19 protein-coding genes are annotated in these 18,622 nt (G+C 36.7%); 7 read left to right on the forward strand and 12 right to left on the reverse strand.

What is annotated here, in order from left to right; genetic code table 11:
- Window positions 1-292: 292 nt before the first annotated feature.
- The 4 genes from J678_RS06445 to J678_RS06460 form a co-directional block, all read right to left on the reverse strand.
- Entirely contained in the window at window positions 293-2,011 is a 1,719-nt protein-coding gene (locus J678_RS06445) for a fructose-specific PTS transporter subunit EIIC (RefSeq protein ID WP_017394083.1), read from the reverse strand.
- Complete coding sequence (gene pfkB / locus J678_RS06450) at window positions 1,998-2,945, reverse strand: 1-phosphofructokinase (RefSeq protein ID WP_017394082.1); 948 nt, start codon at window positions 2,943-2,945, stop codon at window positions 1,998-2,000. The genes J678_RS06445 and pfkB overlap by 14 nt, the downstream gene beginning before the upstream one ends.
- A 14-nt stretch (window positions 2,946-2,959) precedes the next feature.
- On the reverse strand, window positions 2,960-5,818 hold the full coding sequence (gene ptsP, locus J678_RS06455) for a phosphoenolpyruvate--protein phosphotransferase (protein ID WP_017394081.1): 2,859 nt from the start codon (window positions 5,816-5,818) through the stop codon (window positions 2,960-2,962).
- A gap of 225 nt (window positions 5,819-6,043) precedes the next feature.
- On the reverse strand, window positions 6,044-6,904 hold the full coding sequence (locus tag J678_RS06460; RefSeq protein WP_017394080.1) for an alpha/beta fold hydrolase: 861 nt from the start codon (window positions 6,902-6,904) through the stop codon (window positions 6,044-6,046).
- Between the two features lie 137 nt (window positions 6,905-7,041).
- On the opposite strand from J678_RS06460, the gene J678_RS06465 reads away from it, so the two are divergent.
- Window positions 7,042-7,497 carry a hypothetical protein gene (locus J678_RS06465; protein ID WP_004708460.1) on the forward strand — a complete coding sequence of 152 codons (456 nt, stop codon included), beginning with the start codon at window positions 7,042-7,044 and terminating at the stop codon, window positions 7,495-7,497.
- A 33-nt stretch (window positions 7,498-7,530) separates the two neighbouring features.
- On the opposite strand, the gene J678_RS0103870 is transcribed toward J678_RS06465, so the two are convergent.
- The 3 genes from J678_RS0103870 to brnQ form a co-directional block, all read right to left on the reverse strand.
- On the reverse strand, window positions 7,531-7,776 hold the full coding sequence (locus J678_RS0103870) for a hypothetical protein (RefSeq protein ID WP_000949688.1): 246 nt from the start codon (window positions 7,774-7,776) through the stop codon (window positions 7,531-7,533).
- 258 nt (window positions 7,777-8,034) lie between these two features.
- A complete protein-coding gene (locus J678_RS06470) occupies window positions 8,035-8,454 on the reverse strand; it encodes a GlcG/HbpS family heme-binding protein (protein WP_002050687.1) in 420 nt (139 codons plus the stop codon).
- Between the two features lie 191 nt (window positions 8,455-8,645).
- A complete protein-coding gene (gene brnQ / locus J678_RS06475; protein ID WP_004708465.1) occupies window positions 8,646-9,947 on the reverse strand; it encodes a branched-chain amino acid transport system II carrier protein in 1,302 nt (433 codons plus the stop codon).
- Window positions 9,948-10,299: 352 nt separating this feature from the next.
- Between brnQ and map the strand changes: the two genes are divergently transcribed.
- Entirely contained in the window at window positions 10,300-11,094 is a 795-nt protein-coding gene (gene map / locus J678_RS06480) for a type I methionyl aminopeptidase (protein WP_002050620.1), read from the forward strand.
- Window positions 11,095-11,151: 57 nt separating this feature from the next.
- Here the strand turns inward: map and J678_RS06485 are convergent, their stop codons facing one another.
- Window positions 11,152-12,051 (reverse strand): LysR family transcriptional regulator, encoded by a 900-nt coding sequence (locus J678_RS06485; RefSeq protein WP_002050716.1) that lies wholly within the window; start codon window positions 12,049-12,051, stop codon window positions 11,152-11,154.
- Between the two features lie 241 nt (window positions 12,052-12,292).
- On the opposite strand from J678_RS06485, the gene J678_RS06490 reads away from it, so the two are divergent.
- Window positions 12,293-12,616: a hypothetical protein gene (locus tag J678_RS06490; RefSeq protein WP_002050660.1), complete on the forward strand. Its 324-nt coding sequence runs from the start codon at window positions 12,293-12,295 to the stop codon at window positions 12,614-12,616.
- 46 nt (window positions 12,617-12,662) lie between these two features.
- Here J678_RS06490 and grxD read toward each other — a convergent pair whose 3' ends face one another.
- Window positions 12,663-13,004: a Grx4 family monothiol glutaredoxin gene (gene grxD / locus J678_RS06495; protein ID WP_000138830.1), complete on the reverse strand. Its 342-nt coding sequence runs from the start codon at window positions 13,002-13,004 to the stop codon at window positions 12,663-12,665.
- Between the two features lie 227 nt (window positions 13,005-13,231).
- Between grxD and J678_RS06500 the strand changes: the two genes are divergently transcribed.
- Window positions 13,232-14,440, forward strand: coding sequence for an aspartate aminotransferase family protein (locus J678_RS06500; protein WP_017394079.1), 1,209 nt, complete (start codon window positions 13,232-13,234; stop codon window positions 14,438-14,440).
- Window positions 14,441-14,491: 51 nt separating this feature from the next.
- On the opposite strand, the gene J678_RS06505 is transcribed toward J678_RS06500, so the two are convergent.
- The 3 genes from J678_RS06505 to J678_RS06515 form a co-directional block, all read right to left on the reverse strand.
- Window positions 14,492-14,923: a CBS domain-containing protein gene (locus J678_RS06505; protein ID WP_031982732.1), complete on the reverse strand. Its 432-nt coding sequence runs from the start codon at window positions 14,921-14,923 to the stop codon at window positions 14,492-14,494.
- A gap of 127 nt (window positions 14,924-15,050) precedes the next feature.
- Window positions 15,051-15,425 (reverse strand): DUF2750 domain-containing protein, encoded by a 375-nt coding sequence (locus J678_RS06510; RefSeq protein WP_001087274.1) that lies wholly within the window; start codon window positions 15,423-15,425, stop codon window positions 15,051-15,053.
- 630 nt (window positions 15,426-16,055) lie between these two features.
- Window positions 16,056-16,289 carry a hypothetical protein gene (locus tag J678_RS06515; protein WP_002050673.1) on the reverse strand — a complete coding sequence of 78 codons (234 nt, stop codon included), beginning with the start codon at window positions 16,287-16,289 and terminating at the stop codon, window positions 16,056-16,058.
- Between the two features lie 215 nt (window positions 16,290-16,504).
- Here J678_RS06515 and J678_RS06520 point away from each other — a divergent pair, with 215 nt between their 5' ends.
- The 3 genes from J678_RS06520 (at window position 16,505) to ftsY (ending at window position 18,505) form a co-directional block, all read left to right on the forward strand.
- On the forward strand, window positions 16,505-16,864 hold the full coding sequence (locus tag J678_RS06520) for a hypothetical protein (RefSeq protein WP_002050680.1): 360 nt from the start codon (window positions 16,505-16,507) through the stop codon (window positions 16,862-16,864).
- A gap of 100 nt (window positions 16,865-16,964) precedes the next feature.
- Entirely contained in the window at window positions 16,965-17,291 is a 327-nt protein-coding gene (locus J678_RS06525) for a hypothetical protein (RefSeq protein WP_004708472.1), read from the forward strand.
- A gap of 107 nt (window positions 17,292-17,398) precedes the next feature.
- Window positions 17,399-18,505: a signal recognition particle-docking protein FtsY gene (gene ftsY, locus J678_RS06530; RefSeq protein WP_002050665.1), complete on the forward strand. Its 1,107-nt coding sequence runs from the start codon at window positions 17,399-17,401 to the stop codon at window positions 18,503-18,505.
- The last annotated feature ends 117 nt before the right edge of the window (window positions 18,506-18,622 follow it).

Consider the following 18,622-nt stretch of genomic DNA (forward strand, 5'->3'; position numbering starts at 1 on the left):
CATTTAACATGATTGATGAATAATCTATAAATTTTATTAAATATTTGTTTTTATGTTATTGATTTTTAAATATTTACCTTCAATAGAATGATTCTTTTAAATTATAACTTAAATATGTAAATAGAGTTCTCGAAGCTCAAAACTTAAAAGATGAGACTAACCAAAAACCAACTCTTGCAGTGGTATTAGCCCAAGATCTTCCTGAACAAGTTATGGCGCGTGCGGTTCAAATTAATCAATAAAATTATTTAATAAAAAAAAGGGAGAATCAGCATTCTCCCTTTTTTTAAGATTATGTATTTGTTATTAGCTTTTCTTCTTGATTCTTTTTAAGGATGGCATAGCTTACACCTGTTACGATGCTTCCTGCTGCAATTGCTGCTAGGTATAGCCACGCATGATTGATTGCATTTGGAATCAGGAGTACAAATACGCCGCCGTGTGGAGTAACAAGTTCGCAGTGAAATAAGGCAACTAATGCACCAGTTACTGCACCACCTAGAATACAGGTTGGAATAACACGCATTGGATCTTTTGCCGCGAATGGAATTGCTCCTTCTGAAATAAAACATAAACCAAGCACGAAAGCAGCTTTACCAGCATCTTTCTCACCTGTACTAAATTTATTTCTAGCAAGGAAGGTCGCAATTGCCATCCCAATTGCAGGTACCATTCCACCTGCCATCGTTGCAGCCATTGGCATATAGGTATTGGTTGTAAGTAAACCAACTGTAAAAGCATAAGCTGCTTTGTTGATTGGTCCCCCTAAATCAATACACATCATACTTGCCAGAATAATTCCCATTAATACGGCATTTGTCGTGCCCATGTTGTTGAGGAAATCTTTCATTAACTCAAAAATATGCGCTACAGGTTGACCAACCACATAGAACATAATGAGTCCAACAAATAACGTTCCTAATAATGGAATAATTAAAATAGGTTTAAGAGACTCTAAGCTAGTTGGAAGCTTAACTTTTTTAGCAATAAATAACGCGATATAACCTGCAAGGAAACCAGAAACAATACCGCCTAAAAAGCCCGCTTGTAGTTGTGCTGCTAATAAACCCCCGATTAAACCGGGCGCCAGTCCAGGGCGGTCTGCAATGGAATATGCGATATAACCCGATAGCATGGGTACCATCAGTGTAAATGCTGCTGCACCAATCTGTTTTAATATGGCTGGTAGGCTGCCAGCTTGTTCAGCTGCATTCAGGCCAAAACATAAAGAAAGAGCAATTAATAAACCACCTGCAACAACCATAGGCAGCATATAAGAAACACCAGTTAATAGGTGTTTATACACACCAACTTTTTCAGTTTTATCTTTATTTTCCGTTGTAGCTTGTTGTTTACCTTGTTCTAAAACTTGTGCATTCGCAATTGCTTCGGCAAAGGCCTTATCAGTTTGTTTTAAGGCAAAGCCAGTACTGCATCGATAAACACGTTTACCTACAAAACGGTCTGTGTTGACTTCAATGTCAGTGGCAAGAATAACAATATCGGCGTCTGCAATCGATTCAGCAGATAAAATATTCTTTGCACCCACAGAACCCTGAGTTTCTACATCAATTTGGTATCCAAGTCTCTCTGCGCCTTGCTGTAAAGCTTCAGCTGCCATAAATGTATGGGCAACACCAGTTGGGCAAGCAGTAATCGCAACAAAATGAGTTGCTGTATTTGAAGCTTGCTTAGGTTTTTGATCCCACTCATTGGCTGGTTTTGAGTGTTCAAGTGCCGTTAAAAGCGCTTTGTCTGCATCATCTTTAATATCTTCAATAGAAACTAAAGTTAAAGCGTTTTGCCCAAAAATATTTAGATTTTTAGGTTGTTGTCCAATAATAATGACATGATCAAAATGATCGCTTGATTCAAACTCATCGAGTGAAATGACACTGTGTTTATAGCCGTGTTGAGTTGCGACTAAAGCAAGTTTACGAGCCAAGATTAAAGCATTGACTTGCTGTTGCGGACTATTAGTGACAAATAATAAATGTTTAGCAGTTTGCATCAGATTCACTCAATGAATTGATAATAGTTTGTGCTTTTAGTTGGTCTAGAATCTCAGGAGTAGGGATTCGAAAACCAATTTGTGTTACAGCATGGCTTGCAATGGCTGTCGCAGTTTTTAAGGTTTCTTCAGGAGGCAGTTGGTTAACAAGTCCATGGATCATGCCGGCTAAGAGTGAATCACCAGCGCCTACTGTACTTGTTACAATAACTTTTGGTGCTTGAGCATGTAAGGGGTGAGTGGCGTGTAACCAATTTACGCCATCTTCACCCATTGAGATAACCACATGCTCAATATCGGTTAAGCTGTCAAAAAGGTTTCTTTGTTCAGCGTAGCTTGTTGCAGGGCGTTGATAACTTTCTAAGAGCTCATCAGTATTAGGTTTGATCATCCAAGGTTGACATGCAATTGCGGCAACCAAAGCTTTACCGCTGGTATCTAATGCAACTTTTTTATTCTGCTTTTTGATTAGTTGAATAAGTTGTTGTAACTCATCAATACTAAAACCTTGGGGTAGGCTACCAGCTATTGCAACCACTTCAACTTGTGGTAACAGAGCTTCAATCTTATTAAATAGGCTTTGTTTGTCTGTTTCAGAAACAAAGAAACCTTTGCCGTTTAAATCGGTCATCCGCCCAGAGTGCTCAGCAATTTTTATATTTTGGCGTGTTTCTCCATCAATATAAATAAATTCGGATTGAAATTGAGCTTGGGTAAAATGTGTATCGAAAATTTGTCGATTATGCTCGCCTAAAAAACCACTTACGATTACATCGTGACCTAAGTCTTTCAATACTTGAGCCACATTAAGGCCTTTACCAGCCGCATGAATTTCTACCGACTCTTGTCGGTTCACTTCTCCTACTAGTAACTCATTTAGTTGGATGGTTACATCAATTGCAGGGTTTAAAGTAACTGTTAAAATTTTAGCCATTACTATTCCCAATCTTATAAGTCTTGTTCAGAGAGCTGGCGTACAGCAGGGGCGCTATCGCATAGTAAAGCTTGTTGCGCAAGTTTTTGAGCATGACTATAGCTCAGCGTACGGATTTGAGCTTTTACTAAAGGAATGCTATTTGGAGACATACTCAGTTCATCTACGCCTAATCCCATGAGAATAGGTACAGCTTTCGGGTCTGCTGCAAGCTCACCACAGATTCCTACCCATTTGCCGTGTTTGTGGGCAGCTTTAACAGTTTGATCAATCAAGTTCAGAATACTTGGGTGTAACCCATCTGCTTCAGCTGAGAGTATTGGATGGCCTCGGTCAATCGCTAAAGTATATTGAGTTAGGTCATTTGTTCCGATACTGAAAAAGTCGACTTCTTGTGCAAGAATTGGCGCAAGTAGAGCAGCAGACGGAACTTCAATCATAATGCCAACTTGTAAATTATCACATGGATGTTGAGCTCTTACTTCATCAAGAATCGCTTTTGCAGCGCGCCATTCTTCAACACGTCCAATCATTGGGAACATAATTCGTAGTGGGCGATTATCTGATGCTTTCAATAAAGCAGTTAATTGCTGCCTTAAAAGCTCAGGACGTCTTAAGGTTAAACGAATTCCTCTTAACCCTAGGAATGGATTTTCTTCCTCAGCAATTGGTAGATAAGGTAAGGGTTTGTCACCACCTACGTCTAATGTTCGTACAACAAGTGGGCGGCCAGCAAGTGCATCTAATACCACTCGGTAGTCAGCTTCTTGGACAATTTCATTAGGTGCACTGCTATGAGACATGAAAACAAGTTCGGTTCTAAGCAGACCAATCGCTTCTGCACCACATTCTACTGCTTGTGCTGTCGCCTGAACTTTACCCAAATTGGCTGCAATTTCGATTTGGTGTTGATCTAAGGTAATTGCTGGCTCGTGGCTATGACGTTCAGCTTCTTCACGAATTTGACGCTGTTGCTCACGCTCTTGCTTGGCTTGTTCGATTTGCGCAGCATCTGGATTTAAAACAAAAGTTCCCGTATCACCATTAATAAGTAAAGTACTTTTCGGATCAATTTCTAGGACTTGTTCACCAGCACCAACAATAGCGGGGATGCCTAAGGCACGTGCCACAATTGCACTATGCGCACTTGCACCACCTATAGCAGTGAGAATACCTGCGACTCGATCTTTGTTGAGACGAGCGACATCACTTGGCCCCACATCATGCATGATTAGAATATAAGGCTCTTTAGGCTCTTCAATAACCATTTCACCACATAATTGGGTTAAAACTCTATCACCAATGTCACGTAGGTCTGTTGCGCGTTCAGCGAGTAAACGATCTGGTAGTGCTTCCTGTGCTTTAGCAGCAGCTTCAATATGCTCATGCCACGCAGCCGGTGCTGATAAATTTTGATAAATTTTTTGATATACACCATTAATTAAATCAGGATCATCAAGCATTTCTAGGTGAGCTCGAAAGATTTGTTTAATTTCAGAAGCATCAGCTTTGGCTATAACTTGGTGAATATTGTTTTTTACTGCATGTAGGGCAATATCTAAATTTTCTTTCTCGACTTTTACGCCTGAACCCATACGTTCATATTGATAAATCTTTGGTTTAATCACATGGACAGGTCCAAAGGCTAAGCCACTTGATGCTGCAATGCCCGTATTGTTACCCAATGTTGTAGCATTGGATATTGCCGTTTGAGCAGGGAGCTGGTCAGGTGTTTCACTGGTTACAGGTAGCGCTTCAACTTCTTCACCTAAGCCTTGCTGCACTGCCAAAATAACTTGATCTAAAGCCTCTACGGCATCGGTTTCTGGCTCAGCGATAAAACGTAGAGTTTGACCACGTTTACAACCTAAGGCTAAAAGACGAGTTAAACTTTTAGCAGAAACAAAACTACCATCGTCTACAGCAACTTGAATATCACCTTGGAAAGTTTTTGTAAGATTAACAAGGTGTGTAGCTGGTCGGGCATGTAAGCCGTGAGCATTTGCCAGTACAACTGAGCGTTGAGGCCAGTCCGGAACAACTTCAGCCCCAATAATTTTTGCAATTTCATTTGGAGTTTGAGTTTTATCTAGCTCGGCAACTTGCTCAGGGTTAAATAAAATATCAATTAAACGATTAAATCTTTCGTTATCGAGTTGGTCATTGGCTGCTATACAAACGAGGGTGTTCAGCTTTTTACCATTTAGTTCTAAAGCCTGTGATGGTTTAGTAATGCTAATAGCTGGTTGCTGAACAAAATGATTGCTAGAAATGGACCAGATTTGATCTTGCAGTTGAATGGCTTGTTCTGGATCAAGTGAACTTAGAAAACCACATTTTACAAAATTATGTTTTTTTAGTGTTTGAGAGGCGGCCCAAAGTAAATCTTCGATATCTTGTGCATCGATTTCGGTTTGAATAAGATTTTCATGAAGTGCTAAAGATAATGGCTGAGCTTGTAGTAATTCAATAATCTGCTCAGGTTTAGAAGCATTTTTTACTTGTTCGCTGACGTCATGCATTAATGCACGAGTAAGAATTTGCAAAACTTGCAAATGTTCATCAGATTTTGCTGCAATAACGACAGCTAAATAAATTTTATTTTCTCCATCCCAGATCACACCTTCGGGGAAATGGGCTAAGCGAATACCTGTTTTTAAAATATATTCGCGTGATTGAGGAGTACCGTGGGGAATAGCAATGCCTTGGCCTAAATAAGTCGCGCTTTGTTGTTCACGATTGATGAGTCCTGTTATATATTCAGGCGTAACTAACCCATCTTTTTCTAATATATCTACTAGACACTTTAATGCATGTGTTTTATCAACAGCATGTTGATTCATATGAATATGTTGAGGCTCTAGTGCTAGCATAATTATCCTTGAACAATTTCTTTGGCTTTAGCTAAAACAGAAAAAAAGAAGCTGTTTGCATTAAACAAGTAAATAATACCTGTTTTTTGACAACAGCTTCAGATGAATTACCTTAGCAGAACTTTAAATGTATATCGACGCATTTAAGTAAAAAGCTGCTCGTTTTTAATACAAAAAAACCTCTAAGCCGGATTACTGACTTAGAGGTGAAAATAAAAGCAGGGTTTAATGATTAATTTCTTGTTCTAAAATAGACCAAAGTTTTTGATGTGATTTTTTAAATAGCAGCATATGGCCAATTGCTTTATAGCCTAAATCTTTTGGGCTAAGTTCAATCATTTTTTTATTTGCATTTGGATATAAACTTAATAATTCTTGTACATTACGTTTAGTTGCAATTTCATCATCATCGGCCCAAATAGCCGTAATGGGACATTGAATATCTGAATGAAAATCATGAAAAATCGTCTTGCCTATGGCATTTTTCACATATCCGGGACGGCTACAAAACTCTCGCCATTGTTGAGCAACTTTTTTAGGTAGGTTTTCTCCCATACCAATGAATTGAGTAGCTCCATAACCTTTAACAAGACTAGAAATAGGGAAAATAAGATTAAACATAACTGGCGCTAAAACCTTGGTTTTTCCTTTAAGGCCTTTAATATGTCCTGTTGAACCTGCAACCGTTATCACTTTTGCGACTTTATTATAGTTAGGTACGACTCCTAGTAGTTGTCCGCCAGCACTGTGTCCAATAAGAATAACTTGATCTGCTTTCGTTTTTATTAATAAAGCATCAATTGCAGCAGGAATATCAAGTGTTCCCCAGTCGGTAATACTTGCGGTACTTTGTTTTAAAGCGCCATGTAGGGACTCGCCAATACCACGAAAGTCAAAACTCAATACATCGTAGCCTTGTTGGCTTAACCATGCGGCGAAAGAGTGATAAAAGTTTTTAGTTATACCTGTTGCTGGACAAATGAGAATAGAATATTCAGTTTTCTTTTTTTGAGCAGGATAAAATTGAGCTGCAAGCTGATAACCATCTTTACAGGTAATCCAAAAAGATTCAAAAGTCTTATCCATAGATTTAAAGTTAATTGGCTAATCATTTATCTTAATGTACATGAGTTCTGAAAAGGTACTTGATTAAATTGTGACTACAAAGTCAAGATTTATGTTATATAACTCATCAAATTTTAATAAAACGAATAAAGGAAATGATGGATTTATCGAAAGCAGTACAGTTGGCTATTGTTTTTAGTGGTGTCTTTTTATGGATAGGAATGTTAACCGGGGTATGGAAATATTGGCAAATTCGCCGTTCTGAATTAAGCCGTGCACATTATTATGTAGATATTGCACATAGAAGCAGTTTGCTTTATGCAGCAGCTACGCTCATTCTAGCTGTATTGAGCTATTTCACGGTTTTAAATGAGGATATTGCTGTATGGTGTGTATTGGCAAATATACTGTTTTTTAGTTTCTCAATTTTAGTTTATATCATTCATGGGTTTTTGCAGGATACGACCAATCAGTTTAAACAACCGCATAGGTTAGGGCAGGTTAATTTGCCGACATGGCTGATGACATTTATGATGATTGCTTTAATTATTACTGAGCTGCTGGCAACTGCTATTTTGGTAATGGGAACGATTTTTCTATTTTTAAATAAATAAAAAATGGATGATTGCTCATCCATTTTTGAATTCTTATTTCTGTTGACTAAGTCGTCTTTTAGCTAATTTTCGCATTTTGTGGTCGACAAAGGCCCATACACAAAATACAAAAGAAACAACCATGGCATACATAAAGTATTCGGGTTTCAGATTCCCTTTAATCATACCTTGAAACAGTAGAGTCAGCATAAGAGCAAGTGTTGTTACTCCATAAACAACTGAATCTTTACTGTTCAGAGTGTTAATGAAGACTTGTTTGTTGAAATGTAATGATAACATCTCCATCCCTCCTTGTGGTTGCGCTAAAACCGAATGTTTTAGTCAAGAATAAGTTTAATGTTGTACTTGTATTTTTAGCTTAATTCAATAGTCAATTGAAAAATTTTTGAACAGTTTTATGAAAACTTCTATATTTATAAATAGTTAAGGTATAAAAAAGGTAAATATTAAATATTTTTGTATAAAATAATTAATATTTTAGAAAAGAGAAATTTTTAGGTGAAAAGTGTAATAATTTCTCTTTTCTCTCAATTTACTTTAGTTGCTTTGTTTCTTTAAGAAGACATCAATTGCGTGTTGTGCAATTTCAGCATCTTCAAAAGATTGGACACCAGAAACACCAATTGCGCCTAAAATCTGGCCTTCATAAATAATCGCTTTTCCGCCTTCTAGCATACCTTTAGCACTTGGTAGACTTAAGAAACCAAGACGGCCATTTTGAAGAAGCTCTTCGTAAAATTTTGAAGGACGGCCACTCATTGATGAGCATTTAGCCTTTTCTAGGCATATATGTGTACTGAGAGGAGAGGCGCCATCTAGGCGTTTCATGAGTAATAAAGAGCTTGTTTCATCAACAATAGCTATACTGACTTTGAAGTTGTGTTCGATTGCATATTTTTGAGCTTCTTCCATTAAAAACTCTGCATCAGCTAATGTTAGATAATATTTACTTTTCATTTATGCTCTTCTTTCCTGAGTAAGCTAAAAATTATTTTAATGTAATATTACAGCAAAAATTAATTATATCTATAGTTGAATTGTCATTAAATACTAGTGTTGGAAATAAAATGCTGGTTGGGTAAACGCAGCATTTTATTCAATATATAAAATCATGTTTGGGTAAAACTCGATTTCAAAAAAACACCAGATTAAATGCTTTTATGTTTAACTTTGTCGATAAGGGTAGTTACCGCAAGAACAACTAGAGATGGGATCAACCATGCTAAATTTTGTTCATTTAATGGTAAATGTTGAAGGAACGTAGGAAGATTATCTCCAAAACCAGCAACCTTAAGCCCATCGATAATTCCGAAAATTAAAGCAATACTTGTTACTGAACCAACAATAAAAGATGGTTTATGCCAAAATTTCCAGAAGAAACTGAGCATAATAACCACAATAGCTGGTGGATAAATTGCACTTAAAACCGGTACTGATACAGCAATGAGTTTGGTCAATCCAAGATTAGAAATAATGAAAGAGAAACCAACTAAGATAAATACTAAAAGCTTATAAGGTAACTTGGTGAGTTGAGCAAAATATTCACCACACGCACAAGTTAAACCAATTGCAGTTACCATACACGCTAAGAAAATAAGTCCAGTTAGGAATAATGAACCCATATTTCCAAAAGCATGTTGAACATAGGCATGCAGAATTACAGCACCATTTGCGGCATTTGGAGCAACTTCGTGACTACCTAAACCTAATTTAAATAAGCTTAAGTACACTAAAGTAAGACCAACACCTGAAATAAGGCTAGCAATAATTGCATATTTGGTGACTAGCTTTTTATCTGTAACACCACGCGAATAAATTGCTTGAATAATAACGATACCAAATACTAAGGCACCTAAAGTGTCCATAGTAAGATAACCATTTACGAAACCTTCCGAAACAGGAGAGTTAACGTAATGATTAATTGGAGCAGGAACGTAGCCCGCAGGAATCATAACCGCTGCAATACCTAAAATTGCTAAAGCGATAATTTTTAGAGGTGCTAGAACATGTCCAACTGTATCTAAAAGCTTGTTTGGGTATAACGAAACTAAAGTAACAAATGTAAAATAGATTGCGCTATAAATTAAAAGACTACTGCTTGATGTTCCAAAATAAGAGGAAAAACCAATTTCATAAGAAACTGTTGCAGTTCGTGGTGTAGCAAATAAAGGACCAACTGATAAATAACAGACTACTGTTAAAATCAGACTTGCGATACGGCCTAAAGGTGAACTAATGATTTCAATGGAACCCTGCATGCGAGAGAGTGCCATAATCGTAATTACGGGTAAGCCAACAGCAGTAATCAAAAAGCCTATGGCCGCTAACCATACATGATCACCAGCTTGCTGTGCGACAATGGGAGGAAAGATAATATTACCTGCCCCAATAAAGAGGGCAAAGGTCATAAAACCTAAGGCAATAATATCTCCAGTACGAAGTTGTTGCATAAATTAAATTTAACAAAAAAGAAAGAATTTTAGAGTAAAAGAGAGCATGATCAAGCGCTATTTTATGTGAAAAAGAGATTTTTCAAGTTTTCTTAATCAGTCAGAGATATGAAAAATATCAACTGGTTAAGTTATCTATTTGAAAAACCTTTGAAAGAAATAGAGAAAATAGTTTTTAACTCTGATTTTTTAAAAAAATTATGTAAAAATAAAAATATAAAATACTATTATGAATGTTGAATATTTGGGCATTTAAAGCTTTGCGCCTATCATATATCCATTCTAAAATACTATAAATTAACTAACATTTTTGTAGGTGTGATCAAAACAGTGCCTACGAGGATAAAATTGAATGAGAGCTTCTACTGTTACAATTAAAACAGAACAAGATCTGGAAAAATTAAGAATTTCTGGGCGTTTGGCTGCACAAGTTTTAGAAATGATAGGGAAGTACGTTAAGCCAGGCGTAACAACTGAGTATTTAGACAATATTTGCAATGATTACATCGTAAATACTTTAAAGGTCATACCAGCCAATGTTGGTTATCACGGTTTCACAAAAACAATATGTACTTCAGTCAATGAAGTAGTGTGTCATGGTATTCCATCTCCAAATAAAGTTTTAAAAGATGGCGATATTATTAATATTGATGTAGCGATTATCAAAGATGGCTACTTTGGCGATACGAGCCGTATGTACTACGTTGGAAACGTAAATCCACATGCGAAAAAGTTGGTTGAAACAACTTATGAGGCAATGGTTGCTGGTATTCATGCAGTTAAACCTGGCGCTACTTTAGGTGATATTGGTTACGCTATTCAATCAGTTGCTCATCGCGAGGGTTATAGCATTGTTCGAGAGTATTGTGGGCATGGCATTGGTAAAGTTTACCATGAGCAGCCTAATATTCTGCATTATGGACAACGTGGACAAGGTTTGGTTCTAAAGAAAGGTATGGTCTTTACAATTGAACCTATGGTGAATGCAGGTAAACCTCAAGTTAAAGAATTAAATGATGGTTGGACCGTCATTACTCAAGATCTTTCTTTATCTGCTCAATGGGAACATATGGTTGCAGTTACAGATACAGGTTTTGAGCTACTTACACCTTGGCCAGAAGGGGTAGGAAATTATCCAAAAATTTAATCGTTATAAAATAAAAAGTTCGATATATCATCGAACTTTTTTATGGAGCTTAATTTATTAATGCTCTGAGAGATGTTCCACAAGATAATCAATAAATACACGCACTGCTGGAAGTAGTCCTCTACGAGATGGATAAACAGCGTGGAATATACCGTGAGCTGCTTTCCAGTCCGGTAAGATTTGTACAAGCTGACCCGATTTTACAAAATCTTCAGCTGCTGTTTCTGGCAATAAGGCAATACCACAATTCTGACTTGCAAGTTGGGCAAGCATATAAAGATTTGTTCCCATTACAGTGGGGCTAACTTTCACTTTTTTCAGTTGGCTATCTGGACCATGTAAAATAAATTGTTGATCTAAATGCTCTTCGGACAAGCTTAAAATACGATGATCGCTTAACTCATCAGGTGACTTAATATTACCAAACTCATTTAAGTAAGCTTGGCTTGCGAATAAACTTTGTTCTATGAGCGCAAACTGTCTAAGTACTAGGCTAGGGTCATCATCTAATTTAGATCTGACACGTAGAGCTACATCAATACCTTCATTAATCACATCAACGCGACGGTTGCTTACAATAAGTTGTAAACGAATTTCGGGATATTTTTTTAAGAATGCCGGTAAAATTTTAGGTAGCTGGTTTTGTGCAATGTCTACAGGAACGCTTACTTTGACTACGCCTCTTGGTTGAATACTTAAGTGATCAACTAAATCATGGGCTGCTTGAGCAGCATTCATCATAACTTGTGCGTGTCTATAGATATCCATCCCGATATCGGTAACAGCAAAATGACGAGAACTGCGCTGAATTAAGCGAACCCCTAAATTTTCCTCTAAATTATAAACACGACGACTTAATTTTGATTTTGGAATGTCCGTAACACGTTCGGCAGCACTAAATCCACCATGCTCAACAACAAGGGCAAAACAATAAAAATCATCAAGATCTGTGAGCATTAAAATATCCTATTTATGCAACACTAAAGATTTTACATTATTAGTTTTGCAACGATAAAGTTTGATTTTAATTTTTTGTAAAAAGCCGATAAATACGAGTGAGCAAAGGGAATTAAATAATTTGAAATTTTAATGTAATTACATTGAAATGCTTTTGTAATTTATTTGATGAAGCTTAAAACAAATATAGCGTTTACATATTATTTTTCATAAAATAGATTTTTCTCGGTTTTTTAAAAGTATGTCTTACCAGTTAGTTGAATTAGAAAATGCATCGGCTAATATCCTTTGCCCAATCTGTAAGCTTTCAGTTATTGATTGGACACAAGAGCAGTACGTCCAACCTTGTGAACATACATTGTTTATTGCAATGGATTTAGGCTTTGAATTTGTAGCTGATCGTTTTGAAGAAGTTATGAATCAAAATGTAGATGAGTTGCATGAAGATCCGAACATGAATATTTTTGAAGCGATAACTACCACACCGTATAAAAATTTAACTATTTTAAAAGCAGATCTTGGTGTTGATGGACTATTTCGTTATATCGGTATAAGTGATTGTTAAATTTATAAGTATAAAAAAGCCAATCTTTCGATTGGCTTTTTTATTATTAAGCTTCTGGAGCTGCGCTGTATTGTTCGATTAATGGTTTTAATTCGCCATTTTGGAACATTTCAAGCATGATATCGCTACCACCAATAAGCTCGCCGTTTACCCATAATTGTGGGAAAGTAGGCCAGTTTGCAATTTTTGGTAAAGTTGCACGAATATCAGGGTTTTCTAAGATGTTCACATATGCAAATGGACGACCAATTTGACTGAGCGCCTCTACTGCACGTGCAGAGAAACCACATTGTGGAAACTGTGGAGTGCCTTTCATGTAAAGTAAAACGGGATGCTTCGCAATTTGATCGCGAATTAACGCTTCAGTATCACGTGCTTGTTCAGTCATAAATAGATCCTCAACTAATCTTGCAGCATTATAGGGGGTGTTCACATCGCTTTGCAAACCGCCTTGTTGCTTAAAGTTGCACAGAATATTCAATATTTTATTGTATAAACCGAAGTGATAGTAAAAAGCAGACGAAATTTTAGATAAATGAAGGATGAGACTTTTCATCAGTGCAAGTTTTTGTTTATATAAACCCTTCTTAAAACCTCATACAGACAGAGTTCGTGATGACTGATATTACCCTAGCTCCAGTACAACCTGATCAACCAACACACTTAATGGCTACTTATGGTCGCCAAGCGATCAGTTTTGTCCGAGGTCGAGGGGCATATCTTTATACACAAGATGGTACAGAATATTTAGATGCGCTTACTGGTATTGCTGTATGTGGACTAGGACATGCTCACCCAGCTATTGCCGAGGCAATTGCAGAACAAGCAGCTACTCTCGTGCATACGAGCAATTTATTTGAAATTCCTTGGCAAACTGCTGCGGCGCAAAAGCTTGCTGAGGTTTCAGGTATGGAAGAAATTTTCTTTTCAAACAGTGGTGCCGAGTCAAACGAAGGAGCGATTAAAATTGCTCGTAAATTTGGTACTCAACAAGGTATAAGCTTGCCAAAGATTATTGTGGCTGAACAATCATTTCATGGTCGTACTTTGGCGACACTTTCTGCAACTGGTAACAAGAAAGTACAAGACGGTTTTGCACCTTTGGTGGAAGGCTTTATTCGAGTCCCATTTGGTGACATTGAAGCCATTCAAGAGGCAGCCTTACAGCATCCAGATATCGTCGCTATTTTAATTGAACCAATACAAGGTGAAGGTGGTATTAATACTGCGCCTCAAGGATTTAGCTATTTAGAAGAAGTTCGCCAAATTTGTAATCAGCATAACTGGTTGATGATGCTAGATGAAATCCAAACTGGTAATGGCCGTACCGGTAAATACTTTGCGTATCAACATACAAATATTATTCCGGATGTTTTAACTACAGCAAAAGGATTGGGTAATGGTTTCCCTGTAGGTGCTGTAATGACTCAAGGTAAGGCTGTAGGTTTGTTAGGGCCAGGCAGTCATGGTTCTACTTATGGCGGTACAGTATTGGGTTCTCGTGTGGTTTACACGGTAATTGACACAATCCAGAAGGAAAATGCGGTAGAGAATGCAGCAGTAGTAGGTAATTATATTGTTGATCAATTACGTGCCCAATTGTCGGATAAGAATGTGCAAGTACGTGGTTTCGGTATGATGATCGGTATTCAACTACCTAAAGATTGTGCTGAACTTGTTGCGATTGCTCGTGATGAATACAAACTTATTATTAACGTTACGGCAGGTTCGGTGGTTCGTTTATTACCTCCAATTAACTTGACACAAGCTCAAGCTGATATTTTGCTAGAGCGTTTAGTTGCTTTAATTACGAATTATCTTTAAGTTTTAAAGACAATAAAAATGGGCGTTAATCGCCCATTTTTATTTTTGTATTTAGCCTGAAATATATTGCTTTAATTGTTCAATTAAAACTTTCTGATCTTCCATAGCTGCTTTAACTAAGTCACCAATTGAAATAAAACCAACTAATTTTTCATTATCTAATACAGGTAAGTGTCGTAAATGACGATCAGTCATGAGTTGTAAACATTCTTCAACTGTATTGTTTAAACCTACGGTAATTACTTTTGCCGTCATAATTTCAGCAACTGTGGTGCTATAAGACGAACGCTCCATAAGCGTTACTTTTCGTGTGTAATCGCGTTCAGATAATATTCCAACAACTTTTTCACCTTCTGCTACGACTAAAGCACCAATACCTTTTTCCGCCATAATCGTAATTGCTTCGAGGACAGTCGCTTCGGGTGAAATTGTAAAAATGGCTTTTTCAGATTTGTTTTTTATTACTTGTGCAACGATAGTCATTTCTTCTGTCCTGTTGTTTTATCATTTTGATTTAAATTAGCTCGATTTTTGAAAAAAGCAAAGACTTACGAGTCATTCAAATATTAGTTTTACGCTTAAGCACTCTAAATTTGGTAGCTTAAAAACTTTAAGCTACCTGCCATTTTGGATGATTAAAAAAGAAATGATGCATTTGTTGAGTAGATAACTTCAACTTACGATGAGATGAGTTAAATAATGCAGGGGTAACTTTTAACCGTGTTAAAGTAGGTAATAAAGATTCATGAAAGTCTTTTGGGGTAATTTTTCTTGGCTTGTAATTAGGCCAATGAGTTTTGGCATATCGATGTGCTTGCACTCCATTTAACCAAAAAGGAAAAATAAAATCTTCCTGATCTGATTTAATGGCCCAGCCTTCATCAAATAGTCCCCAAAGAACTCCACAATACATCATGGTTCTTAAAATATAAATCTTGATCATCAAGTCTTTAGAAACCGGTTGTAGATTACTTAAACTGTTCATTTTAAATTTAAAGGTTTTCAACTTGTCTTGCTTATTATAAGAAAACCACATGACATTTCAGTTTAAACAGGTGTCAAATCGTAAACAAATATTGATGACTTGAAATATCTATATAAATCAATACTAAAAAATAATGCTGTGTTATGACTAAGAATAGTGAAGTAGGGTTGCAGAAAAAAATAATAACTTTAGTTTTTTCAGATATAAAAAAACGCCACCTGAGCAAGACAAAGCGACTAAAGCTTTGGCGAAGCGCAAGATGAACATAGTTATGGTTAATTTATATTGAACTTTTTACAGGTATAAAAAAACGCCACCTGAGCAAGACAAAGCGACTAAAGCTTTGGCGAAGCGCAAGATGAACATAGTTATGGTTAATTTATATTGAACTTTTTACAGGTATAAAAAAACGCCACCTGAGCAAGACAAAGCGACTAAAGCTTTGGCGAAGCGCAAGATGAACATAGTTATGGTTAATTTATATTGAACTTTTTACAGGTATAAAAAAACGCCACCTGAGCAAGACAAAGCGACTAAAGCTTTGGCGAAGCGCAAGATGAACATAGTTATGGTTAATTTATATTGAACTTTTTACAGGTATAAAAAAAACGCCACCTAAGTGACGTCTCTTTATGCTTGCATGGTGGCTAGTTTCTGCCAATATTGTGCTTTCATGGAATCACGTTCTACACGGAAACCTTGATAATATAGCTCTGCTAAGAATAGGGCAGCTTTGCCGTGACCAGCACGCGCAACTTCTTCTAACTGCGCAACAGCATCTTGGAAATTCATTTGAGAGTGAATTGTGTTAACTGCAGTTGCGTATACATGTTCTAAATCATGATGAGAGATACGTTGAATCATATAAAACTCCTTATTTTAATTATGATTACTTTTTCTAAAGGCCACTGCCTTTGAACTAATGTAACTTAGAATTGTTAAACTAATATTACAAATTAATGGATTTGTCAACTATTGTTCAGCATTAGTTGGTTCACTATTAGGATACATGATTAAACATTATTCACAAATAATTTTGAGTAAAATCAATATGAGAATAAAAGACAAGGAGAATAGCTATGACAAATACTATCGATGGCTTTGTTTTTGATACTCCTCCTAAAGAGGAGCAAATCATAGAGCTTGCTCATTACCATCGTAAATTATTAGACGAAGCAATTTTCCATCAAGAAATACATTTAGGTGATTATTGTTTGGCGCAACGTAAACGGGTTTTTGACTATGCTCGCCAATTGGATCCTAATCAAAAAGCTTGGTTCTATCAGGTTTATGATGGTGAACTTAGAAAAATTGCAGATGAAGATGAATTGCATCCAGCTGATGCTGAAGAAGGATTAAGTATTTTTGCCATGTTACTTGTGCTAGTAATTATTGCAGCAATCTTATACTTCTCTGTAATACGTTCTTTAATAAGCTAAAGTTTATCATCCAGTAAGGCTAAAGAATATTAGCCTTACTGGATTTTGACCTTGTGCTGAAGTGCATTGAACCCTACACTACATCAATTAGAGGTAGGTCATGCTCACATTCAAAGAAAATTTTCTTAAATTAAAGTCTGAGTTAAAGGCAGACCAATGTTTTAATCTGGTTGTGATTATTATAATTGGCTGTATTTTTATGCTGTCTTATTTAGCATTGCTTCGTCCTGTGAACTCGGAACAGTATCAACGAATTGTACAACTTTCTCGACAGGCTACATATCCTAGAACTCAAGATATGGCAGAGTTGATAATGACTCAATCAAAAATTCATAGGGCAGAGTATCTAAAGTTAATGTACGCTTATCAGTTTGAACATGATCACATCAAGGAATATCCTGCGTTAGCACAAGAAGATACTCAATAAACATGGTCTTTATTTTAGAAAGGTTTTGCTCGCTATTGGAGCAGGCAAAAACTTGAATTTATGCTAAACTTTCTATTTTTTAACACGCTGCTTTTCAAGGAATCGGCATGCAACAACAATCGAATATGCAAAATAAATTCTTGATAGATGCTGAGATCGGGGATGACGATGTCACATTGCCTAATTTACCTGCTATCGATGTTCCTATCGTTGAGTCACCTGTTAAGCAAGAAGTAAAAGCACCAGAAGTTGTCGAGACAGCACCTTCAACTGAACCAGAGCAACCAAAATCTGGTTTCTTTGGGCGAATGAAAGAAGGTTTAAGCAAAACTCGCCGTAATTTCACCGATGGTATGGTAAATATCTTAATTGGTGGTAAAGAAATTGATGATGAGCTGCTTGAAGAAGTTGAAGAGCAATTATTAGTTGCAGATATTGGTGTAGATGCAACAAAAACGATTATTACCAATTTGACTGAACGTACTGCACGTGGCGATTTGATTTATTCACATTCGCTTTATAAAGCCTTACAAGAAGAGTTGGTTGCTTTACTGGCTCCACGTGTGAAGCCTTTGCATATTGACCCTAATAAATCACCTTATGTGATTTTAATGGTGGGCGTGAATGGTGTTGGAAAAACAACCACTATTGGTAAACTGGCTAAGCGTTTACAAGGCGAAGGCAAGAAAGTTATGTTAGCAGCAGGTGACACATTCCGTGCAGCTGCTACTGAACAATTGCAAATTTGGGGTGAGCGTAACGACATTGCTGTTGTCGCTCAAGGCCATGGTGCAGATAGTGCTTCGGTTATCTTCGATGCTTTTGAAAGTGCGCGTGCTAAAGGTATTGATGTGTTAATTGCAGATACCGCAGGTCGTTTACATAACAAAAGTAACTTAATGGAAGAGCTTAAGAAAGTTAAGCGTGTTATGCAAAAAATTGATGCTACGGCACCTCATGAAATTATGTTAGTAGTAGATGCAGGTACGGGGCAAAATGCAATTAACCAAGTACAAGAATTTGATCAAGCAGTAGGTTTAACTGGTATTACTATTACTAAGTTGGACGGCACTGCAAAAGGTGGTGTACTGTTTAATATTGCTAGTCGTACTCATGTACCAATTCGTTTTATTGGTGTGGGTGAAAAAATTGATGATTTAAGACCGTTCTCGGCAAAATCATTTGTAGCGGCATTATTTGAAACAGAAAAGTAATTTGCAGCTAAACTCTAAAAAACCTCATGAAATAGTGAGGTTTTTTTATATCCATATCTTTTTTTATTGTTGCGAAAATAAAACGAACTGTCATATTTTTAATGCTGATTATAAGAA

This window comes from Acinetobacter sp. 1424608, assembly GCF_000588255.1.
GTDB lineage: Bacteria > Pseudomonadota > Gammaproteobacteria > Pseudomonadales > Moraxellaceae > Acinetobacter > Acinetobacter nosocomialis.